Raw genomic sequence first — 19,715 nt, forward strand, 5'->3', positions numbered from 1 at the left:
CGCTGAGAGACAGATATGAAAAAACAACGAGGCTTCACCCTGATAGAGATGATGATCGTGGTGGCGATCATCGGCATCCTCGCCGCCATTGCGTACCCTTCCTATCAGGAACATGTGCGCAAGAGTAAAAGGGCTGATGCCCAGGCGGCGCTGATGGAGCTGTCCCACTTCATGGAGCGCTACTACACGGCCAACGGTAAATACGCTGGTGCTACGCTTCCTTTCAACAAGGCACCCAAGGATGGTGGCTCGGAAAACTATAGTCTGGCATTTGAAACAGGTACTAATGCCGCTCCGGTTCCAGCTGCAGTTGCAGTTGGTGATTTCAGCTATACCTTGAAAGCCACAGCCACAAATTCGATGGCTGGTGACAAATGTGGCGACTTGACTCTTACTGATAAAGGCGTGAAAGGTTCATCCGCCGGAACTGCCGCGGAGTGCTGGAGGCGATAAACGGTTAGGGTGAACAGCGCGTGAGCTTATTCAGAGCGCCTGTTCACCCTTACTCCGCTATCGTGTTGTTTTAATTCGCGCAAGAATGCCTGCAGGCTTCGCAGGCCTCATGATTAAACGTCTCGACTGCCTGTAAAAACACACTACTGCAATCGCAACAGTACCCACCACACCTCCCCCGCTACTGCTACTATCTCCCTCTATCATTCGATGCGACCAAATTGCCAGCATTGCGGTCGTATGCCGATAACGAGACAACAACGGATCGATGATGCAGGACAACCCGATTTGGACGCTTCCACCGCGCAAGCAGCGTAGCCGTCTGGCTGAAGACCTGGTGGCAAAGATCTCCCAGCATATGCGTGACGGTACGCTCAAGCGTGGCGAGAAGCTGCCGGCCGAGCTGGATATCATGCGGGCCGAGGGGGTGAGCCGTACGGTGGTGCGTGACGCGCTGTCACGCCTGCAGGTGGCAGGCCTGGTTGAAACGCGGCGGGGAGTCGGTACCTTTGTGTGCGACATGCCGGCAGCGCCGGAACTGCAGCTTGGGCCGGCGACCATCAGCACGGCGCAGGATGTCTTGGAGCTGCTGGAGCTGCGCATGAGCCTGGAAGTAGCGGCCGTAGGCCTGGCCGCGCTGCGACGAACGCCCGAGTCGCTACTGGAGATCCGGGTCGCGCTGGATGCCCTGCAGCAGGGCACTGTGCAGCTGCCGGCCGGCTTGCCGATCAGTGCGGACTTTCAGTTTCATATCAAGATCGCCAAGGCGGCTGACAACCCTCACCTGCTCGACATCATGAAGCACCTGGGCTCCAAGCAGATTCCGCGCAACAAGTTCAACTCGGCCTACAAGGCTCACGAGGGCGGCGAAGCGTATAAGGATAACTTGAGCATCGAGCACGAAATGATTTACGAGTCCATTGCCCGTGGCGATGTCGACTGCGCCCGTGCCGCCATGCAACTCCACCTGATCAACAGCCGTGAGCGCCTGCTCAAGGCCCAACGTCGCGACTGATACGCCATGGGTGCAGGTAATCGCCGGCTGCAGATACGACGATTAGCCTCAAGCCACTAGGCGCCGCGCACCCGCAGCGGATAGATCAGGCAACGCCATGTCGCGACACGGCCGCCATCGCATCGCGCCGGGAACGCTCCTCAGGTGGCGGCTACAGCTACTTTCCTCTCGCCTGAACTTCGCGCACGTCTCGCAACACGCAAAGCACAACGGACGCCGGCGACCTGCGCACCTTGCGATGCCAAGCCCTCGGGCGTCCGTTGTTCCAGCTAGGCGTTTTGCCGGTTACATGAAGTTGTATTGCACCCCAACTCGGAAACGCAGCTGGCGGTCATCATCGGTGGCACTCACCTTGATATCACCAATTTCGACAAAGGGCGCCCAGGACTTGTCCAGCTTGTACTTAACATTCAAGTTCTGCTCGTAATCGCTCTTCTTGTTGTCGTAGCGGATGTAGTCGGTATTGAAGTGGATGTACTGGTATTCGTAGGACAATTTGCCGGCCGGGGTATAGCCGATCCAGCCCTCGTAACGCTGGGTGTTGCGGTTGTCGGAGCCACGATCCGGCACATCTTCGTCGATGCGGTCGCGGTTCAGCTTCAAGGCATCGAAGCGGTAGCGGGCGGCGACATAGAACTGATCGCTCAGTTTACGGGTGTACTTGAGACCGAACTTGTAGGTTGTGCCGTTCTCGTTACTGTCCAGCTGGATCGCAGGCTGCCAGGTCGACACCGCACTGTATTTGTACTGATAGCTGGTGGTCAGCTCGTGGCCGCTCGACACCGTGTTATCGAAGGCAACGTCCTTGCGATCACCGGCAGTGCGGTACTTCAGTTCACCCTCGAAGCCCAGGCCGTTGTCCATGCGATAGGCCAACTTGACCCGATCAGAGTGCATGCGGTCCTCGTCGAGAAACTGGTGGCGATAGTTGATCGAGGCACTGTCGGCCAATGCACTGCCAGCAGCGGCAGTGGAAAGCAGGCAAGCGAGCAGACGCAGTGTGAGTGTTTTCTTATTCATGATGGCCTTCTTATTGTTTTCGATTGATTAAGGTGTTGTTGCCCGGTTTTCAGGCAAAGCGCCGCCCTGCAGCGCTTTGTCCGCATGTTCGAATTTCAGGTTTGCCACCGCGCAGGCGAGTCCGTGCCACGAGCCTGGAAGCCCGTTTCAGAAGATCGGCAGGGAGCTGCTGCTAACGCGCGGTTGCGAGCGTCAGGTTTTCACCTGAACGCTCGGGCGCTACGGCATCAGGGTGGTGCGACGGCGCCGATGTCGCGGCTGGCATCGACCAGCAGTTGGGTGTAGGCGTGCTCGGCACGGTTCTGCGCCAGCAGGCCGGTGTCGAGGGTCTCCACGATGCGCCCGTGCTGCATCACCGCCACACGGTCGCAAAGGTGGGCGACGACCCCGAGATCATGCGTCACCAGCAAGTAGGTCAGCCCTTCCTGCTCGCGCAGGTCGGAAAGCAGGTTGAGAATTTCCGCCTGCACCGACACATCCAACGCCGAGGTCGGTTCGTCGAGCAGCAGCACGCGCGGTTCGAGGATCAGCGCCCGGGCGATGGCTACGCGCTGACGCTGGCCACCAGACAACTGGTGGGGATAGCGGTAGCGGAAGCTGTCGTTGAGGCCGACCTTGTTGAGGATCGAGGTGACCCGATCCCCGCGATCGCCAATGCCGTGCACACTGAGCGGTTCGCTCAGCGCCGAGTCGATGGTGTGACGTGGGTGCAGCGAGCCGTAGGGGTCCTGGAAGACCATCTGTACCTGGCGAAAATGTGCCAGATCCAGCTTGTGCCGCAGGCCCCGGCCCGCAACGCTCAGGTGCCCTTCCCAATGCCGGTACTGACCGGCCAGGCAGCGCAGCACGGTGGTCTTGCCCGAGCCTGACTCGCCGACCAGGCCGAACGATTCGCCCTCTTCGACGCGCAAGGCGACGTCGTAGAGCACCTGATTGCGCGCCGCACTGACGCCGAAACTGAGATTAAGTGAATCCACTTCGATCATGGCCATGGGTGCGTACTCAATGGGTCAGCCAGAGGGGATCGCGCTGCAGGTTGGGCAGGCGCGGACGGGGTTTGTCGATGTTCGGCAAAGCAGCCAGCAGGCCTTGCGTGTAGGGGTGCTTGGCGTTATCCAGGTCGGAGGCGTCGAGCGCCTCGACCACGCGGCCGGCGTACATCACCAGCACCCGGTCGCAGAAACTACGCACCATGTTGAGGTCGTGACTGATCAGGATCAGCCCCAGATCACGCTGGCCGACCAGTTCGTCGAGCACGCTGAGCACCTGGCGACGCACCGAGACGTCGAGGGCCGAGGTGGGCTCGTCGGCGACGATGATTTCCGGATCAGTGATCACCATCATGGCGATCATGATGCGCTGCGCCATGCCGCCCGACACCTCGTGCGGGTAGAGCCCGTAGACCCGTTTCGGGTCGCGGATATGCACCTTGTCGAGCATGTCCAGCACCCGCTCGCGGGCATCGCTGCGGCTGGCGCGGTGGTGAGCCAGGTAGGCCTCGGCGATCTGCTCGCCGACGCGCACCACCGGGTTCAGCGAATACTTGGGGTCCTGCATGATCATCGAGATGCGCTTGCCGCGGATCGCTTGAATCTGCTTTTCGCTGGCGTTCAGCAGATCAACGTCGCCGAGCGTCATGGTCTTCGCGGTTATCTGCGCGCTGGCCGGATGCAGGCGCAGCAAACTGCGCCCCACGGTGGACTTGCCGGAGCCGGATTCGCCGACGATCGCCAGCTTTTCACGGGCGAGGCTGAAGGACACGTTGCGTACCGCGTCGACTTCCTTGCGGCCGCTGGTGAAGCGCACGCAGAGGTCGTTTACTTCGAGTTTGATAGCGGACATGAGGCCTCCTTATTCGCTACGCGGATCGAGAACGTCGCGCAGACCGTCACCCAACAGGTTGAATGCCAGGCTGACCAGCATGATGGTCGCCCCCGGAACGGCTACCAGCCACCAGCACTCAAGCATGTAGCGGCGCCCGGTGGAAATCATCGCGCCCCACTCCGGCAGCGGTGCCTGGGCACCCAGACCGAGGAAGCCCAGCGCGGCGGCGGTAAGGATGATGCTGGCCATGTTCATGGTCAGGCGGATGATCACCGACGACATGCACATGGGCATGATGTGGCGAAAGATGATGCGCGACGACGAGGCGCCCTGCAGCTGTACCGCGACCACGAAATCGGCGTTGCGCAGCGACAGGGTTTCCGCCCGTGCCAAGCGCGCAATGGGTGGCCAGGAGGTCAGCGCGATGGCGATGACCGCATGCTCCAGGCCAGGGCCGAGCGCAGCGATGAAGGCCAGTGCCAGAACCAGGCTGGGGAACGAGATGAAGATGTCGGTGATGCGCATGAACAGCGCGTCGACGAAACCGCCGAAATAGCCGGAAATGGTGCCCACCAAGAGACCGATGGGGCCGACGATGATGGTCACCAGACCGATGATGTACAAGGTGATGCGCGAGCCGTAGACCAGCCGGCTGAACACGTCACGGCCATACTCGTCGGTACCGAACCAGTGCGCCGCACTCGGTGCCTGCAGGGCGTTGCTGAGGTTCTGCACGATGGGGTCGTGGGTAGCGATCCAGGGCGCGAAGGCCGCGACCAGAATCAGTAGCATGACCACAGTGGAACCCATCAACGTCATCGGGTTGCGCAGCAGGTGTTGCATCACGCGCACACTGCTGTGGCAAAACGCCTGGAACGCGGAGACCGGCATTTGCTCGCCCGTCCGCTTGATGGATGAAGATGAAGAGATGTTGGCAATCATCGTATGCCTCCGTGACTCGGTTCGGTCGGTGCAGGGCGCGTTGCCGCGCCCACTCACTCAACGCTGCTTGTACACACCCAGGTAACGCGTCGCCTCGGCGTCGGCACCTTGGAATCCTTTGACGTCGGCGGCGCTGACCACCGGATCGGTCATCTGCGAAATCATCATGATCGGCCCGACCAGTTCGTCGTAACGCTGCTGCGCGCGGTGATACATGCTCAGCTTGGCGGCTTCGTCACGCTCCACGCCGAGCTTGTCGATCAGCGAGTTGAGTTCGTCGTCCTGGAAGGCTGCACGCCAGCCCTGGAAGTTGGCGATACCGGCGTCATCACGGTTGTCCGGGTTGTAGACGAAGGTACGCAGGCTGAAGTACGGGTGCGGATAGCGCTCGGCTCCGCGCGCCACGATGATCTCGAAGTTGCGCGCACGCATGGCGCCGTACACCTGGTTGCCCGTGCCGGTGACGATATTCGCCTGGATGCCGGCCTGGGCGAGTGTCGATTGCAGGCTCGAAGCGATATTCACGAATGGCGGCTCAGCCAGGGTGCGAATGGTGGTCTTGAAGCCCTGCGGATGACCGGCCTCGGCTAGCAGCGCCTTGGCAGCTTCGACGTCCAGCTTGTAGCCCGGATCTGGCAGGCGCGCCTCCAGCCCCAGTTGCATGGGCTGCTGGTTGAGCTTGCCGTAATACGGCATCACCACCTTGTCCAGGCCCTGGTAGTCGATCAGCGAACGCACCGCCTTGCGCACACGAATGTCCTCGAACGGCGCCGACTTCATGCTCATCGCCACGTAATACATGGTGCCGCGCGGCAGGGTCTGAATCTGCATCTCGCCTTTGGCCGCCAGTGCCTGCACGTCCGACGCCGCCATGCCATAGCCCATGTCCAGATCACCCCGCTCCAGCATCAGGCGTAGCGACTGCGACTCGGTGATGTGACGGATCAACACGCGCTTGAGCTTGGTGGCGCCGCCCCAGTAATCGGCGAATGCGGTCATCACGAGGGTGTCGTTGGCGCGCCAGGTGCTGAGGGTGAACGGGCCGCTGCCGGCTTCGTTGGTCACCAGCCAGGCGGCGCCAAGGTCACCGTTCTTGTCGTGCTCGAGCACGGTCTTGCGGTCCAGCACCACGGCGCTGGGCGAGGTGGCCAGGGTGTCGATAACCAGCAATGGATCGGTTGGCTGCGGCAGCTCGACGATCAATGTGGAGTCGTCTTCGGCGCGGATCAGCTGCTGAATGTTGTCCAGCGTGTAGCCGTAGGCTTTCCAGGTGGTGGCCAGGCCGAAGTTGAGTTTCATCACGCGATACAGCGACCAGGCGACGTCTTCGGCGGTCAGCGTGTTGCCAGAGTGGAAGCGCACGCCATCGCGCAGGTGAAAGGTCAGCTGGCGGCCGTCTTCGCTGACCTCCCAACGCTCGGCCAGTTGCGGCACGTGCTCGTCGGGGCTGCCGTCCTTGCGCAGCACCAGGGTGTCGTAGAGGTTGGCGTTGATGCCCGAGGCATCGAGCCCCGGCGCGTTGGCCGGGTCGATGGAGAACAGGTTGGCCATGCTCATGCCGACGATCAGTTGATCGTCCGGGGTCTTGGCCTGGGCAGTCAGCAGCGGAGCGGTGCACAGCAGCGCACCGAGGACTGTACTGAGCAGCGTGGAGCGAAACGATTTCATGCGGATATCCCTATTTTGTAATTATTGAAGGGCTGCAATCGGTAAATCCGGGTCAGCGGGTGCGCGGGTCGAACACCTTGTACAGCGCATCGCTGAGCAGATTGAGGCCGACGAATATGAAGCCGATCACCAGCACGCAGCCCATCACCGCATTCATGTCACCGAGCAACAGGCTGCTGGTCAGGTACTGGCCGAAGCCGGGCCAGGCGAACACCGTCTCGATCAGCACCGCGCCTTCGAGCAGCGAGCCATAGGCCAGCGCCACCACGGTGAGCAACTGCACGAGGATGTTGCGGAAGGCATGCCCCCAGATCACCCTGCGCCGCGACAGGCCCTTGACCCGGGCGGTGAGGATGTACTCCTGAGAAAGCTGCTCGAGCATGAAACTGCGGGTCATGCGGCTGATGTAGGCCACCGAGTTGAGCCCCAGGATCAGCGCCGGCAGGAGGATGTGCTTGAGCGCGCTGGAGAAGGCATCCCAGTCGCCAGCGATGGCGCTGTCGATCAGCAACATGCCGGTCACCGAGGGCACCATGCCGTCGTAAGCCAGGTCGATACGCCCTGCCCCGCCGGCCCAGCCGAGCCAGGCGTAGAACACCAGCAGGCCCATCATGCCCAGCCAGAAGATCGGCGTGGAGTAACCAAACAGGGTCACCACACGGGCCAGGTGATCTCCGACGCGGCCCTGGTTGGCGGCCGCAAAGACGCCCAGCGGCAGGCCGAGCACCACACCGAAGATGATCGCCAGGGTGGCCAGCTCGATGGTCGCCGGGAAGACCCGGGCGATGTCTTCGATGACCGGATGGCCGGTGAGCAGCGCATTGCCGAAATCGCCCTGCGCCAGGTCGCGCAGGTAGTAGCCGAACTGCACCAGCAGCGGCCGATCCAGGCCCATGGCCTGATAGACCTGGTCGTAGGTGGAACTGTCGGCATCCGGGCCGACTACCGCCAGCACCGGGTCGAGGGGCATCACCCGACCGATGAAGAAGGTCATGGCCAAGAGGCCCAGCAGAGTCATCAGCACCGCACCGAAGCGGCGTGAGGTACCGCCCATCCGCGTGCCGAAGAAAGACGCAGTCGAAGCAAACATAACAGGCTCCCAGTTGATCGCAGCTCGTTCATCTCACCGTGGGCGGACTAGACCGCCCGGCGGCTCAACGATCCTTGTGCACATCCTTGTAGCGCGTGGTCGCAGCGCTGTGACCGACGTAGCCAACCACGTCGTGGTAGATCACCACCGTGTCGGTCATTTGCGAGATGGGCATGATGGCGCCGACCTGCTCGTCGTAGAGGTTCTGGAACTGGTGGTACAGCTCCAGCTGGGTCTGCTTGTCCGGCTCCACCTCGGCCTTCTCGATCAACGCGTTCAGCTCGGGGCTGTAGAACGAGGTGCGCCAGCCTTGGAAGTTGCTCAGCTTGGCTTCATCCCGGTTGTCCGGGTTGTACACCAAGGTACGCAGACTGGAATGCGGATGGCGCTCAGCGCCGCCACCACCACGACCGACGATGATATCGAAGGTGCGCTCGCGCATGGAGCCGTACACCTGAGTGCCGGTGCCGGTAACGATGCGCGCCTTGATGCCGGCCTGAGCCAGGGTCGACTGCACGCTGGAGGCGATGTTGATGAACGGCGGCTCAGCGAGCACGCGGATGGTGGTCTGGAAGCCGTCCGGGTAGCCGGCTTCGGCCAGCAGCTTCTTGGCTTCCTCGACGTTCAGGCGATAGCCCGGATCGTCCAGACGCGCCGGCAGGCCGAGCGGCATCGGGCGCTGGTTGAGGGTGCCGTAGTGCGGCATCACCACATCGTTGATGCCCTGGTAGTCGATCAGCGAACGAACCGCCTTGCGCACACGGGCGTCGGCGAACATCGGCTGCTTGGTGCTCAGCGCCACGTAATAGAGGGTGCCGCGCTGCACGGTCTGGGTCTTGACCTTGTCCGAGCTGCTCAGGGCAGTGATATCCGGTGCGGACATGCCGCGGGCGATATCCAGGTCACCGCGCTCGACCATCAGGCGCAGCGACTGCGACTCGGTCATGTTGCGCATCACCACGCGCTTGAGTTTGGCCGGGCCGCCCCAGTAATCCTCGAAGCGGGTCATCAGGATCACGTCGTTGGCGCGCCAGGCATTGAGCACGAACGGCCCGCTGCCGGCGGCGTTGGTGGTCAGCCAGGCGCCACCCATGTCGCCATTCTTGTCGTGCTTGAGCACCTCTTTCCTGTCGAGGATGAACGCACTCGGCGAGGTCGCCAGGGTATTGAGCACCAGCATCGGATCGGTCGGGCGAGCCAGCTCGACTATCACGGTGTGGTCGTCAGGGGCGCGGATCTGCTGCTCGACGTTATCGGCGGTGAAGCCGTACGCCTTCCAGGTCGATGCCAGTGCCAGGTTGAGCTTGAGCACACGCTGCAGCGACCAGATCACGTCCTGGGCGGTCAGCTCATTACCGGAGTGGAACTTGACGCCGCTGCGCAGGTGGAAGGTCAGCGTCTTGTGGTCATCGCTGATTTCCCAGCGCTCGGCCAACGCCGGCACGAGGTTGTCCGGAGCAGAGGCATCCTGCACCAGCAGCATGTCGTACAGGTTGGCGTTCACCTCGGACACGTCCAGGCCGGTCGCGGCTGCAGGGTCGAGGGACAGCAGGTTGATCATGCTCATGCCAACGATGAGCTGATCGGCAGGGGTCTTGGCCTGCACCGTGGAAACGGTGCCCAGTGCCAGAGTGGCGGCCAGCAGGCCCGCCACCAGATGCGGAATGGGTTTGATCATGAGATAGCCTTCTTATAGTTATTCGACTCTCAGAAACTGCGCAGCCGCATGCGGCTGCGCGCCGGTGCATCAGTACCGGTTGACGGTGTTCGTCTCGATGTAGGCGAAGTTGATGTCTTCGCCCAGACCCGGGCGATCCGGCAGGTGCACGTAACCGTCACTGTCCATCGGATCGACGATGCTGTTCAGGTAGGCAGGCACATCGTCGTAGTTGAGGAACGGGTGCAGCAGGCCGCGCTCGTACCAGTCGCAGTTCTTGATGGCGCCGACCACCGCCAGGTTGGCCGCGCCGTTACCATGGATCTCGCAGTGCATGCCGTAGGACTCGGCGAGGTGCGCGACCTTGAGGCACGGTGCGATACCACCGACCCCGGCCACACCGGCGCGCAGGATGTCACAGGCGCCCTGCCCGACCCAGCTGGCGCGGCTCATGTATTTACCGCCAAGCGATTCCGGGCCTAACACCGGGATGTCGAGGTTGGCTGCCAGCCAGGCATAGGATTCGGCAGACTCCTCCATCATCGGCTCTTCGAACCAGGCGAAGTTGAGCTTCTCCAGTTCACGGCCGATGTACAGCGCGTCGGTGCGGCTGTACCAGTGGTAGCCATCGAGCATCAGGGCGATGTCCGGGCCGACCGCTTCACGCACTGCGGCGCAGGCACGCACGTCCATCTTCGGATCCGGCGCGAAGGAGATCGGCGGCATCCAGGTGTGCAGCTTGATCGCCTTGTAGCCGCGGGCGACCAGTTGCTCGGCGAAACGGCCATATTCTTCCGGCGTCGACAGGCCGCCTGGCAGGTCATCACCACACATGGTCGACCCGTAGGCCAGCACCTTGTCGCGGTAGCCACCGATCAGCTTGTGCACCGGCTGCTTGAATTTGCGCCCGGCCCAATCCCACAACGCCTGCTCGACGAGCGCCAGTGCGCGGTCGGTCAACTGACTGGCGCTGCCGCGCTGCCAATGGGCGAGGTCTTGCCAGATCTTCTCGCGGTCCATGACGTTCTGCCCAATCAGCACCTTGCGTACAAAGCTGTCGATGATGTGCGGACGAATCAGTTCGGGAGCGCCGAAGGCATAGCCTTCCACGCCATCTTCAGTGGCGATGCGCAGCATAGCCATCTTGGCCAGGGATTCTTCACCTGGGTGGGCATGGCCAGCAGCATCGACGCTGCGGCGGGTGGGATAGGTGAAAACCTCGACATTGACCTGAGTGATCTTCATGAGCGCGCCTTGGATCTTGTGATTATTTGAGTGGCCCGATGTATGTTGTCATACAGCGAATGAGTGAATAGTTGCGCCGATCCGAAGCGCTGTCAAGAAGCTGTAAAGAAGTAAATCGAACCTGCTCAGCCTGCGCCAATGCAGCATTTCGAGCGCCATCCTTTTGCCACATAAAGACATAAAATCTTTTATATCAATAAGTTAATAACATTAATCTTGCTTCGACCAGCGGACTGCATCGAAACGAACTACACGATTTAAGATAAGAAGACCTATTGATAAGCGTTTTTTGGTATAAAAAATACCTACCCTACGTAAGCCTTAAAAAGTACCTCCTGCCTATGTTGTCATACAGCAGGAAGGTCACCACTAAGAATTGCGGGCAAAAAAAACCGCGCCAGAGCGCGGTCGATTGAGCAGCTGATTTCAGCGCTTGGCGATGATATACACCGCGTGAATGATGCCTGGAATGTAGCCCAGCAACGTGAGCAGGATGTTCAACCAGAAGGCGCCAGCGAAGCCCACCTGCAAAAAGACACCGAGCGGTGGGAGGAGAATGGCGATCAGAATACGGATCAGATCCATGAGGCAGGTCCTATCGAAGTGAGCCCGGTTGGGCGATACCTGACAATCGACTGGCGCCACTGGCCAGCGGTTCAGGGAAAATCGCGCCGCAGCCTGCCTCTATCGGGCACAGCAGGGCTCACCACCGCACTCTTTAGCCGGCTATAGTGTCTGTCGCCTCGACCCCATCCGTTCGTTCTAAGGGAGAACCTTCATGAGCAAAACTTACAACGTCGCCGTCCTGGTCGGCAGCCTCCGCAAGGCGTCGATCAACCGCAAGCTCGCGTTGGCTTTGGCCGATCTGGCACCAGCGAACCTGAAGCTGAGCATCGTCGAAATCGGTGACCTGCCGTTGTACAACGAAGACATCGATGTCGAGCCCGCACCGGCGACCTATAGTCGCTTCCGCGCCGAGGTGAAGGCAGCAGATGCCGTGCTGTTCGTTACCCCGGAATACAACCGCTCGATTCCCGCACCACTGAAGAACGCCGTGGACGTGGGCTCGCGCCCTTATGGGCAGAGCGCCTTTAGCGGCAAACCTGCCGGCGTGGTCACGGCTTCGCCGGGTGCTGTTGGCGGTTTCGGCGCCAATCACCAGCTGCGCCAGGCGTTGGTCTTCCTTGATATGCCGCTGCTGCAGCAGCCCGAAGCCTATCTTGGCGGCGCCGGTAACTTCTTCGATGAAAGCGGCACGCTGAGCGACAGCATCAAGCCGTTCCTGCAGAAGTTCATCGACGCCTATGCAGCCTGGGTCGAGAAAACGGCAAAAAGCTGATAACGCAACAGGGAGCCCGCCCAGCAGGCTCCCTGGGTCGACGACGCCGTTCGGCGCCAGCGCTGCTGACTTAATCGACCACAAAAAGAAAACCCCGCCGAAGCGGGGTTTACAGACTCTATTCTGACATCCTTGATCATCGCGCCATCCTGGCTGCGTCCCACCTATCCCTGTCTGTTCAGTGCGCTTCCTGCGCTAAGTCCTTGAAGTGAAGATTACGCTTCGCCTCTCTCTGGCCATAGTGGCTAAAGGCAGAACCGCGCGTAAGCCATAACCTACACGCGCTGCGCCAACAGCTGCAGCCTGCGGCCGATCAGAACTGCTCGGCATCAAGCAGATACAGGCTGTCACTGCCGGCACTGACCGAGGCGCTCAGGGAATGGATACGCGGCAGCAGGCGGGCGAAATAGAAACGCGCCGTACCAAGCTTGCTGGTGTAGAAATCTTCCTGAGCGTCCTTGCCTAACGCCGCTTTAGCCATCAGCGCCCACATGTAGGCATAGGCGGTGTAACCGAACAGGTGCAGGTATTCCACCGACGCTGCACCGATCTCGCGGGGGTTGTCACGAGCACGCTCGAGCAATGCAGTGGTCTGTGTTTCAAGGATGGCGACCGCTGCCAGCAACGGCTCGCTAAACTCCGCTGGCGCATCTGCGGCGCTGGCGAAGGCACGAATCTCGTCAGTGAAATGCCGGGAGAACGCACCGCCGCTACCCACCACCTTGCGACCGACCAGGTCCAGCGCCTGGATACCGTTCGTCCCTTCGTAGATCTGCGTGATGCGGCAGTCACGCACCAGTTGCTCCTGACCCCACTCACGCACATAACCGTGGCCACCGAAAACCTGCTGCCCGTGGATGGTGGTTTCCAGCCCCAGGTCAGTCAGAAACGCTTTGGCAACCGGCGTCAGCAGCGCCACCAACTCTTCGGCGCGCTTGCGGGTGGTCGGATCTTCGCTGTACTTCGCAGTGTCGAGCTGCACGGCGACGTAACTGGAAAATGCGCGACCTCCTTCGTTGAAGGCTTTCATGGTCAGCAACATGCGGCGCACGTCCGGGTGCACGATGATCGGGTCGGCCACTTTGTCCTTGGCCACGGCGCCACCCGGGGCGCGGCTCTGGATGCGCTCGCGGGCGTAGTCGATGGCGCTCTGATAGGAACGCTCGCCGGTCGCCAGCCCCTGGATGCCAACACCCAGACGCTCGTAATTCATCATGGTGAACATGGCAGCCAGGCCGCGGTTTGGCGCATCGATGATGTAACCGGTGGCGCCGTCGAAGTTCATCACGCAGGTGCTCGACGCCTTGATGCCCATCTTGTGCTCGATCGAACCGCAAGACAGCGCGTTGCGCTCACCCAGCGAGCCATCGGCATTGACCATGACCTTGGGCACCAGAAACAGCGAAATCCCCTTCGGCCCAGCGGGCGCATCCGGCAGTTTGGCCAGCACCAGGTGGATGATGTTCTCGGTCAGGTCATGCTCACCGCCAGTGATGAATATCTTGGTGCCGGTGAGCTTGTAACTGCCATCGGCCTGAGGCTCGGCCTTGGTGCGGATGATGCCCAGGTCGGTGCCGGCGTGCGGTTCCGTCAGGCACATTGAGCCCGACCAGACACCGGCATACATGTTCGGCAGATAAGCCTGCTTCAGCTCTTCGCTGGCGTGCGCGTTGATCGACAGACAGGCGCCGGCCGTGAGCATCGGATACAGGCCGAACGACAGGCTGGACGAGTTGACCATTTCCTCGACCTGGGCGGAGATCACCTTGGGCATGCCCATGCCGCCGAACTGCGCATTACCACCCACGCCGACCCAACCACCGTCGGCGAACGCCTGGTAGGCCTCGACAAAGCCCGCCGGCGTAGTCACCACGCCGTCAGCCCAGACGCAACCTTCTTCATCGCTCGCCCGATTCAGGGGCGCGATGACACCTGCAGTAATCTTGCCGGCTTCCTCGAGGATCGCATTGGCGGTTTCCTCATCCACGACTTCGGCCAGGGCAGGCAGCTGCGCCCACAGCTTGGAGACCTGTAAAACTTCGTGGAGCACGAAGCGCATGTCACGCAGGGGAGCTTGATAATCGGCCATGGGAATTCCTCGGGAGCACGTTCAGAACCCGAGTCTAGCGCAACAACTTTTCAGAGACATAGGGTCGTGTCGTGACCGCCCAGCCATGCAGCGGTCACTGCGTATATCAGCTCTCGCTGGACTTCAGCTTGACGGCGCCGCGACGCTTCACCTGGCTGCTCACACAGTTGCGTCCGGCGCTCTTGGCGCCGTACAGCGCCTTATCGGCGGCCTTGAGCACTTCATCCACGCTGCGCTGTGCATCACCCCGTTGCGCCACGCCAATGCTGACCGTTACCGAAACCCGGCCGCTGCCGGCACCGCCGCGACGCTGGCGGCCAAGCTGATCATCACCAGGCCGCTGCTGGCGATCACGCAACTGAATAGGATATTGCTCGACGGCCTGGCGTATCGCCTCCAGATGCGGCAGACACTCCTCGACGGTTTTGCCCGCAAACACCAGGGTGAATTCTTCACCGCCGTAGCGATATACCTTGCCGCCACCGCCGACTTTGCGCAGCTGGCCGGCAACCAGGCGCAACACCTGATCACCGACATCGTGGCCGTGGGTGTCATTGAATTTCTTGAAATGATCGACATCGGCCATGGCCAGCACGTAGTTGCGCCCCAGCCTTTGCAGCCGCTCATTCAAGGCGCGCCGACCCGGCAGCCCGGTGAGCTCGTCACGGAACGCCATCTGATAGGCCTCATGGGCCACGCCAACCACGATCATCAGCATCACCACGCTGGTCATCACCTGCAACGCATGGGGCTGGATGAAGGTATTGGGCAGCATCCACAACAGCGCGATTACGCCGACACATTGCACGGCATGTACCGGCCGTGGCGTACGCAGGTACTGCACCACCAGCGCCACGCCGATCAGCAAGAATAACGGGTACGCCAGCTGTGCCAGGCTCATCCACTCGGCGTGCAGCGCAGGCCAGCGGATCGCTGACAACCACTGCTCCAGCGCCAGCGGATAACGCCGCGCCAGCGCTGTGGCAACTCCGCAGACGGCCAGCAGCACGGCAAAACGCGCGATGAGGTCCTGAATCAGGTGGGTGCGTTCGCGCCACAGCGCGAACAAGCCATAGAGCATCGGCAGCAACAGGCTGCAGACCAGCGCGGCATCGTCGCGCACCCGGCCGACATCGCGAAAGTGATCGACCTGATCGTCGAGCACGAAATAGCCCATATAGAGCACCAGCAATATGAACAGCTCACGCTGCCGGCCGTAAACCATGCAAAACGTGCCGCCCAGCAACAGTAACAAGGTAGGCAACACATTGAAGAGGGAAGTGAAGAAATCCGTGAGGCTCGGCAAGGTAGCGGCCAGCAGCCCGCTACCCAGCAGCAACAATGCAGGCAGAAAGTGTCCCAAGCGCAGAGCGGCTAGGCGCGACAAGAGGGACTCCGCTATCGACCGTGAAGGTCTGGCATTTTGCCTTTATTCAACGGCCAGCGCACGGGATCTGCTCACATCATTCATTAACGTCTACTCAAAGCTGGCTACGGCCATCCAAGGCAGAAGGAAAACGTCTGCCATAAAAAAACCGCGCCCCTTAGGGCGCGGTTTTGTGTACGCCGAGAGCTATCAGTAGCCCAGAGCGAAGTCTTCCTCGTTCATGTCCATCAGGCTGCTTGCGCCGGACAGCATGGTTGCTACGTGCGTACGGGTACGCGGTAGGATGCGTGCGTAATAGAACTGCGCGGTCTGCAGCTTGGCCTTGTAGAACGCCTGATCACCGTCACCGGCGGCAAGCTTCTCGGCCGCGACGCGCGCCATATCGGCCCAGAAGTAGGCCAGGCAGGCATAACCCGAATACATCAGGTAATCCACCGAGGCGGCACCGACTTCCTCGCGGTCCTTCATGGCGGCCATGCCGATTTTCAGGGTCAGCTCGCCCCACTCCTTGTTCAGCTTGGCCAGCGGCTCGACGAACGCCTTGATCGACTCGTTGCCTTCGTTGGCCTGGCAGAACTTGTGGACGATCTTGGTGAAGCCCTTGAGCGCTTCGCCCTGGGTCATCAACACCTTGCGACCCAACAGGTCGAGGGCCTGAACGCCGGTGGTGCCCTCGTACATCATCGAGATGCGGCAATCACGGAGGTTCTGCTCCATGCCCCACTCGCTGATGAAGCCGTGGCCACCGTAGATCTGCATACCATGGGAAGCCGACTCGAAACCGACCTCGGTCATGAACGCCTTGGCAATCGGAGTAAGGAAGGCCATCAGGCCATCGGCGGCCTTCTTCTCTTCCTCGTCCTGGCTGTGCGTGAGGATGTCCACCTGCTTGGCGGTGAAGTACACCATCGCGCGGTTGCCCTCGGCGAAGGCCTTCATGGTCAGTAGCATGCGGCGAACATCAGGGTGCACGATGATCGGGTCGGCGGCTTTTTCCGGTGCTTTAGGGCCGGTCAGCGAGCGCATCTGCAGGCGATCGCGGGCGTACTTGATGCCGCCCTGGAAGCCCAACTCGGCATGCGCCAAGCCTTGCAGCGCAGTGCCCAGACGCGCGGTGTTCATGAAGGTGAACATGCAGTTCAGGCCCTTGTTCGGCGGGCCGATCAGGAAGCCGGTCGCAGCATCGAAGTTCATCACGCAGGTGGCGTTACCGTGGATGCCCATCTTGTGCTCGAGCGAACCGCAGTTCACCCCGTTACGCTCGCCGACGCCGCCCTCGGCGTTGGGCAGGAACTTGGGCACGATGAACAGCGAAATACCCTTGGTGCCAGCCGGCGCATCCGGCAGGCGCGCCAGCACGATGTGCACGATGTTATCGGCCATGTCGTGTTCGCCGGCCGAGATGAATATCTTGGTGCCAGAGATTTTGTACGAACCGTCGGCCTGAGGCTCGGCACGGGTGCGCAGCATGCCCAGGTCGGTGCCGCAATGGGCTTCGGTCAGGCACATGGTGCCGGTCCACTCACCGGACACCAGCTTGGTCAGGTAGATGTGCTGTTGTTCCGGCGTGCCGTGGGCAGAGATGGTGTTCATCGCGCCATGGGACAGGCCCGGGTACATGCCCCACGACCAGTTGGCGGTGCCAACCATTTCGCTGACTGCCAGGCCCAGCGACTCGGGCAAGCCCTGACCACCATGCTCGACGTCATGGGCCAGGCTCGGCCAGCCGCCTTCGACGAACTGCTTGTAGGCTTCCTTGAAGCCGGTCGGCGTCTTCACGCCGGACTCGCTCCAGGTGCAGCCTTCGGTATCACCCACGCGGTTGAGCGGAGAGAGCACCTGCTCGCAGAACTTGGCACCTTCCTCGAGGATGGCATCGACCATGTCTGGCGTAGCGTCCTGGCAGCCGGGCAGGCTCTGGTAGTGCGCTTCATAGCCGAGCAGTTCGTCACGAACGAAACGGATATCGCGCAAGGGGGCCTTGTAATCAGGCATAGCGGGTACCTCTGCGGGTGGTCTCTTGTATAGGGAATGACCGAAGGAAGCGGTCGTCTGCAGGCTGGTGATACAGGGAGCCGGCTGCCAGGCAGCGACTCAAACACATGTTTGAAACATACGTTTACGCCCATCCACTGTCAAGGGCTGCCCAAGGGGCTCAGGCGCGCAGATCGAGCAGTGCGGAGGGGGGCTGATCGACCGCAGAGGCAGCGTAGAGACTGATGCCAGGGGAAGGTAGCTGACTCTTCGCGTCGGTGGGCGTGACTGACGGGTCGTCGCTTTCCTTGGCGTCTTCGTCGGCGGGCGCCTTCGAAGCTTCCACTTCACTGCGCTGCATCGTGGCAAGCTCGGCGCGGGCCACCGCCATCTGCGCCTGCGCCTGGCTGGCCACGCTGCGATCCTGGGCCGACGGCTCTGCCGGCGCCAACGCCGCGCGGATCACGACCTGCATCTTGCTCAGCGTTGCCTGCGGGTCGTTGGCGACGGCGCCGACATCGATGCTCACCTCGCCACCCGAGGCATAGCGCTTGCCATCCGGTCCGCGGGTATAGGTGTAGGTAGGTGCCCCGGCATGCACGCCACCCACCGCGGCGTGGGCCTGTTCGTGGGTGCGCACTTCACGATCGCGGTTGGCCAGTTCGGAGATAACCAGCTGCAGCTCCTGCTCTTCCTCAGGCGTGCGCGGCTCGCCTGGCTTGGCGGTAGTCGAAGATTCTTCTGGTTTGTCCTGTTCTTCCTGCGCCGTTGCGGCTTTGGAGGAATCAGACGCGGAGCCCGGTGCCACCGGCGCGAAAGCGGCGCGGGCAAGATCGGGGGAGCTGGCGGATTCGACAGATCGAGGGGCAGGAGCCGATAACGGCGAGGCGGGATAGTAAGAGGAAGAAAAACCAGCAACTTGCATGTCGCTCTCCCCCTGGAGCCGAGCGCCTGAAAAAGGCGCTGCGATTTAGGCGGTGACGTCGATCAGGGTGCCCAGCACCTTGTCCGCGGTCTGCACGACACGAGCACCAGCCTGAGCTTCATATTGGCCAACGCGCATCTCGACCATGTTGTCGGCGATGTCGGAGCGCGCAGCGGAAGGCTCATTGGCCTGGGCACGCTCGGCGGTCACGGGAGCACTGGCGATCTCGCCGGCAGCTTGCTCGACGCGACGTTGACCGGACTGGATAGTGTTGATGCCAGCGGTAAAGGCGCTGGTGGATGAAATCTGCATGGGACGTCTCCTGCTGCAGTAACTGCATGGCGTGTATTTAAGCAGAAGCCGCTTAAAAAACGTACAACCAAAATATGCGGACGCTTCGCTTCTATAGTATTAATCGCGATAAATCGAGGTAGGCCGCCACCCGATCGGGCGAGGCCGAGGGCAAATACGGCACCTGACCAATGCAGGGGGCCGCCAGGCGTTCATTCAAGGTGCCTAGATTGTCCTGCAAGCGTGCCGTGCGTGGATCGACTACATTGGCGACCCAGCCCGCCAGTGGCAGGCCGTCAGCGACGATCGCATCGGCCGTCAGCACAGCATGGTTGATACAACCGAGGCGCACGCCTACTACCAGAATCACCGGCAGCTGCAGCGCGCACGCCAGATCGGACAGGGTGGCGTTACCGGTCAGCGGCACACGCCAGCCGCCCGCGCCTTCGACCAGGGTAAAGTCCGCCCCCTTATCGACAATCGCCCGCACTGCGGCACCCAGCTCTGCCACGTCCAGCCGAACGCCCTCGTCACGGGCCGCCAGGTGCGGCGCGATGGCCGGCGCGAAGGCCTTCGGATTTACCTCCTCGTAACGCAGCGGCACGCTGCACTGGGCGAGCAGCGCCAGGGCGTCGTCATTGCGCAGTCCCTCGGCGGTCAGTTGGCATCCGGAAGCAACCGGCTTGGCGGCTGCGGTCGACAAGCCGGCGAGCCGCGCGGCGTACAGCAGGCCGGCGGCGATGGTGGTTTTGCCGACTTCGGTGTCGGTGCCCGTGACGAAATAGGCTGCGCTCAT

General features: G+C 61.6%; 18 protein-coding genes. 3 read left to right on the plus strand and 15 right to left on the minus strand.

From position 1 onward, the window contains the following. The first annotated feature begins 15 nt into the window (after positions 1 to 15). Together BLS60_RS16240 and BLS60_RS16245 are read left to right on the plus strand one after the other, a co-directional pair. Complete coding sequence (locus BLS60_RS16240) at positions 16 to 453, plus strand: type IV pilin protein (protein WP_092370080.1); 438 nt, start codon at positions 16 to 18, stop codon at positions 451 to 453. Positions 454 to 724: 271 nt separating this feature from the next. Beyond that, entirely contained in the window at positions 725 to 1,468 is a 744-nt protein-coding gene (locus BLS60_RS16245; protein ID WP_070880793.1) for a FadR/GntR family transcriptional regulator, read from the plus strand. Between the two features lie 285 nt (positions 1,469 to 1,753). Here BLS60_RS16245 and BLS60_RS16250 read toward each other — a convergent pair whose 3' ends face one another. From BLS60_RS16250 to BLS60_RS16290, 9 genes are all read right to left on the minus strand, one after another. Next, on the minus strand, positions 1,754 to 2,488 hold the full coding sequence (locus tag BLS60_RS16250; protein WP_092370083.1) for an oligogalacturonate-specific porin KdgM family protein: 735 nt from the start codon (positions 2,486 to 2,488) through the stop codon (positions 1,754 to 1,756). 227 nt (positions 2,489 to 2,715) lie between these two features. Continuing rightward, positions 2,716 to 3,480 (minus strand): ABC transporter ATP-binding protein, encoded by a 765-nt coding sequence (locus tag BLS60_RS16255; protein WP_042553331.1) that lies wholly within the window; start codon positions 3,478 to 3,480, stop codon positions 2,716 to 2,718. Between the two features lie 10 nt (positions 3,481 to 3,490). Continuing rightward, positions 3,491 to 4,330: an ABC transporter ATP-binding protein gene (locus BLS60_RS16260; protein WP_092370087.1), complete on the minus strand. Its 840-nt coding sequence runs from the start codon at positions 4,328 to 4,330 to the stop codon at positions 3,491 to 3,493. A gap of 9 nt (positions 4,331 to 4,339) precedes the next feature. Then, positions 4,340 to 5,254, minus strand: coding sequence for an ABC transporter permease (locus tag BLS60_RS16265; RefSeq protein WP_070880605.1), 915 nt, complete (start codon positions 5,252 to 5,254; stop codon positions 4,340 to 4,342). Between the two features lie 57 nt (positions 5,255 to 5,311). Next, positions 5,312 to 6,922 carry an ABC transporter substrate-binding protein gene (locus BLS60_RS16270; RefSeq protein WP_092370090.1) on the minus strand — a complete coding sequence of 537 codons (1,611 nt, stop codon included), beginning with the start codon at positions 6,920 to 6,922 and terminating at the stop codon, positions 5,312 to 5,314. Positions 6,923 to 6,974: 52 nt separating this feature from the next. Continuing rightward, on the minus strand, positions 6,975 to 8,012 hold the full coding sequence (locus tag BLS60_RS16275) for an ABC transporter permease (RefSeq protein WP_070880603.1): 1,038 nt from the start codon (positions 8,010 to 8,012) through the stop codon (positions 6,975 to 6,977). Between the two features lie 64 nt (positions 8,013 to 8,076). Next, positions 8,077 to 9,690, minus strand: a complete 1,614-nt coding sequence (locus BLS60_RS16280) for an ABC transporter substrate-binding protein (RefSeq protein ID WP_420848479.1) — start codon at positions 9,688 to 9,690, stop codon at positions 8,077 to 8,079. A gap of 69 nt (positions 9,691 to 9,759) precedes the next feature. After that, complete coding sequence (locus tag BLS60_RS16285; protein WP_070880601.1) at positions 9,760 to 10,914, minus strand: mandelate racemase family protein; 1,155 nt, start codon at positions 10,912 to 10,914, stop codon at positions 9,760 to 9,762. Positions 10,915 to 11,340: 426 nt separating this feature from the next. Then, complete coding sequence (locus tag BLS60_RS16290; protein ID WP_069519279.1) at positions 11,341 to 11,499, minus strand: YqaE/Pmp3 family membrane protein; 159 nt, start codon at positions 11,497 to 11,499, stop codon at positions 11,341 to 11,343. A 193-nt stretch (positions 11,500 to 11,692) separates the two neighbouring features. Between BLS60_RS16290 and BLS60_RS16295 the strand changes: the two genes are divergently transcribed. Beyond that, complete coding sequence (locus BLS60_RS16295) at positions 11,693 to 12,253, plus strand: NADPH-dependent FMN reductase (RefSeq protein WP_070880600.1); 561 nt, start codon at positions 11,693 to 11,695, stop codon at positions 12,251 to 12,253. 313 nt (positions 12,254 to 12,566) lie between these two features. Here the strand turns inward: BLS60_RS16295 and BLS60_RS16300 are convergent, their stop codons facing one another. From BLS60_RS16300 to bioD, 6 genes are all read right to left on the minus strand, one after another. Next, the gene (locus tag BLS60_RS16300; RefSeq protein ID WP_092370093.1) at positions 12,567 to 14,342 is read right to left on the minus strand and encodes an acyl-CoA dehydrogenase C-terminal domain-containing protein; all 1,776 of its coding nucleotides are present in this window, start codon (positions 14,340 to 14,342) and stop codon (positions 12,567 to 12,569) included. A gap of 106 nt (positions 14,343 to 14,448) precedes the next feature. After that, complete coding sequence (locus BLS60_RS16305; protein WP_092370096.1) at positions 14,449 to 15,729, minus strand: GGDEF domain-containing protein; 1,281 nt, start codon at positions 15,727 to 15,729, stop codon at positions 14,449 to 14,451. A 189-nt stretch (positions 15,730 to 15,918) separates the two neighbouring features. Further along, on the minus strand, positions 15,919 to 17,724 hold the full coding sequence (locus BLS60_RS16310; protein WP_092370099.1) for a phenylacyl-CoA dehydrogenase: 1,806 nt from the start codon (positions 17,722 to 17,724) through the stop codon (positions 15,919 to 15,921). A 160-nt stretch (positions 17,725 to 17,884) separates the two neighbouring features. Next, entirely contained in the window at positions 17,885 to 18,628 is a 744-nt protein-coding gene (locus tag BLS60_RS16315) for a putative metalloprotease CJM1_0395 family protein (protein ID WP_092370102.1), read from the minus strand. Positions 18,629 to 18,673: 45 nt separating this feature from the next. Continuing rightward, positions 18,674 to 18,940 carry a hypothetical protein gene (locus BLS60_RS16320; protein ID WP_070880595.1) on the minus strand — a complete coding sequence of 89 codons (267 nt, stop codon included), beginning with the start codon at positions 18,938 to 18,940 and terminating at the stop codon, positions 18,674 to 18,676. Positions 18,941 to 19,031: 91 nt separating this feature from the next. Continuing rightward, positions 19,032 to 19,715, minus strand: a complete 684-nt coding sequence (bioD, locus tag BLS60_RS16325; protein WP_092370105.1) for a dethiobiotin synthase — start codon at positions 19,713 to 19,715, stop codon at positions 19,032 to 19,034.

The sequence above is a fragment of the Phytopseudomonas seleniipraecipitans genome, from assembly GCF_900102335.1.
GTDB classification, from domain to species: Bacteria; Pseudomonadota; Gammaproteobacteria; order Pseudomonadales; family Pseudomonadaceae; genus Aquipseudomonas; species Aquipseudomonas seleniipraecipitans.

Coding starts and splice junctions, on each gene's coding strand:
- BLS60_RS16320 (WP_070880595.1), bottom strand. CDS start 18,940: ATGCAGATTTCATCCACCAGCGCCTTTACCGCTGGCATCAACACTATC.
- BLS60_RS16295 (WP_070880600.1), top strand. CDS start 11,693: ATGAGCAAAACTTACAACGTCGCCGTCCTGGTCGGCAGCCTCCGCAAG.
- BLS60_RS16245 (WP_070880793.1), top strand. CDS start 725: ATGCAGGACAACCCGATTTGGACGCTTCCACCGCGCAAGCAGCGTAGC.
- BLS60_RS16300 (WP_092370093.1), bottom strand. CDS start 14,342: ATGGCCGATTATCAAGCTCCCCTGCGTGACATGCGCTTCGTGCTCCAC.
- BLS60_RS16280 (WP_420848479.1), bottom strand. CDS start 9,690: ATGATCAAACCCATTCCGCATCTGGTGGCGGGCCTGCTGGCCGCCACT.
- BLS60_RS16240 (WP_092370080.1), top strand. CDS start 16: ATGAAAAAACAACGAGGCTTCACCCTGATAGAGATGATGATCGTGGTG.
- bioD (WP_092370105.1), bottom strand. CDS start 19,715: ATGAGCGCAGCCTATTTCGTCACGGGCACCGACACCGAAGTCGGCAAA.
- BLS60_RS16290 (WP_069519279.1), bottom strand. CDS start 11,499: ATGGATCTGATCCGTATTCTGATCGCCATTCTCCTCCCACCGCTCGGT.
- BLS60_RS16265 (WP_070880605.1), bottom strand. CDS start 5,254: ATGATTGCCAACATCTCTTCATCTTCATCCATCAAGCGGACGGGCGAG.
- BLS60_RS16250 (WP_092370083.1), bottom strand. CDS start 2,488: ATGAATAAGAAAACACTCACACTGCGTCTGCTCGCTTGCCTGCTTTCC.
- BLS60_RS16275 (WP_070880603.1), bottom strand. CDS start 8,012: ATGTTTGCTTCGACTGCGTCTTTCTTCGGCACGCGGATGGGCGGTACC.
- BLS60_RS16260 (WP_092370087.1), bottom strand. CDS start 4,330: ATGTCCGCTATCAAACTCGAAGTAAACGACCTCTGCGTGCGCTTCACC.
- BLS60_RS16285 (WP_070880601.1), bottom strand. CDS start 10,914: ATGAAGATCACTCAGGTCAATGTCGAGGTTTTCACCTATCCCACCCGC.
- BLS60_RS16255 (WP_042553331.1), bottom strand. CDS start 3,480: ATGGCCATGATCGAAGTGGATTCACTTAATCTCAGTTTCGGCGTCAGT.
- BLS60_RS16270 (WP_092370090.1), bottom strand. CDS start 6,922: ATGAAATCGTTTCGCTCCACGCTGCTCAGTACAGTCCTCGGTGCGCTG.
- BLS60_RS16315 (WP_092370102.1), bottom strand. CDS start 18,628: ATGCAAGTTGCTGGTTTTTCTTCCTCTTACTATCCCGCCTCGCCGTTA.
- BLS60_RS16310 (WP_092370099.1), bottom strand. CDS start 17,724: ATGCCTGATTACAAGGCCCCCTTGCGCGATATCCGTTTCGTTCGTGAC.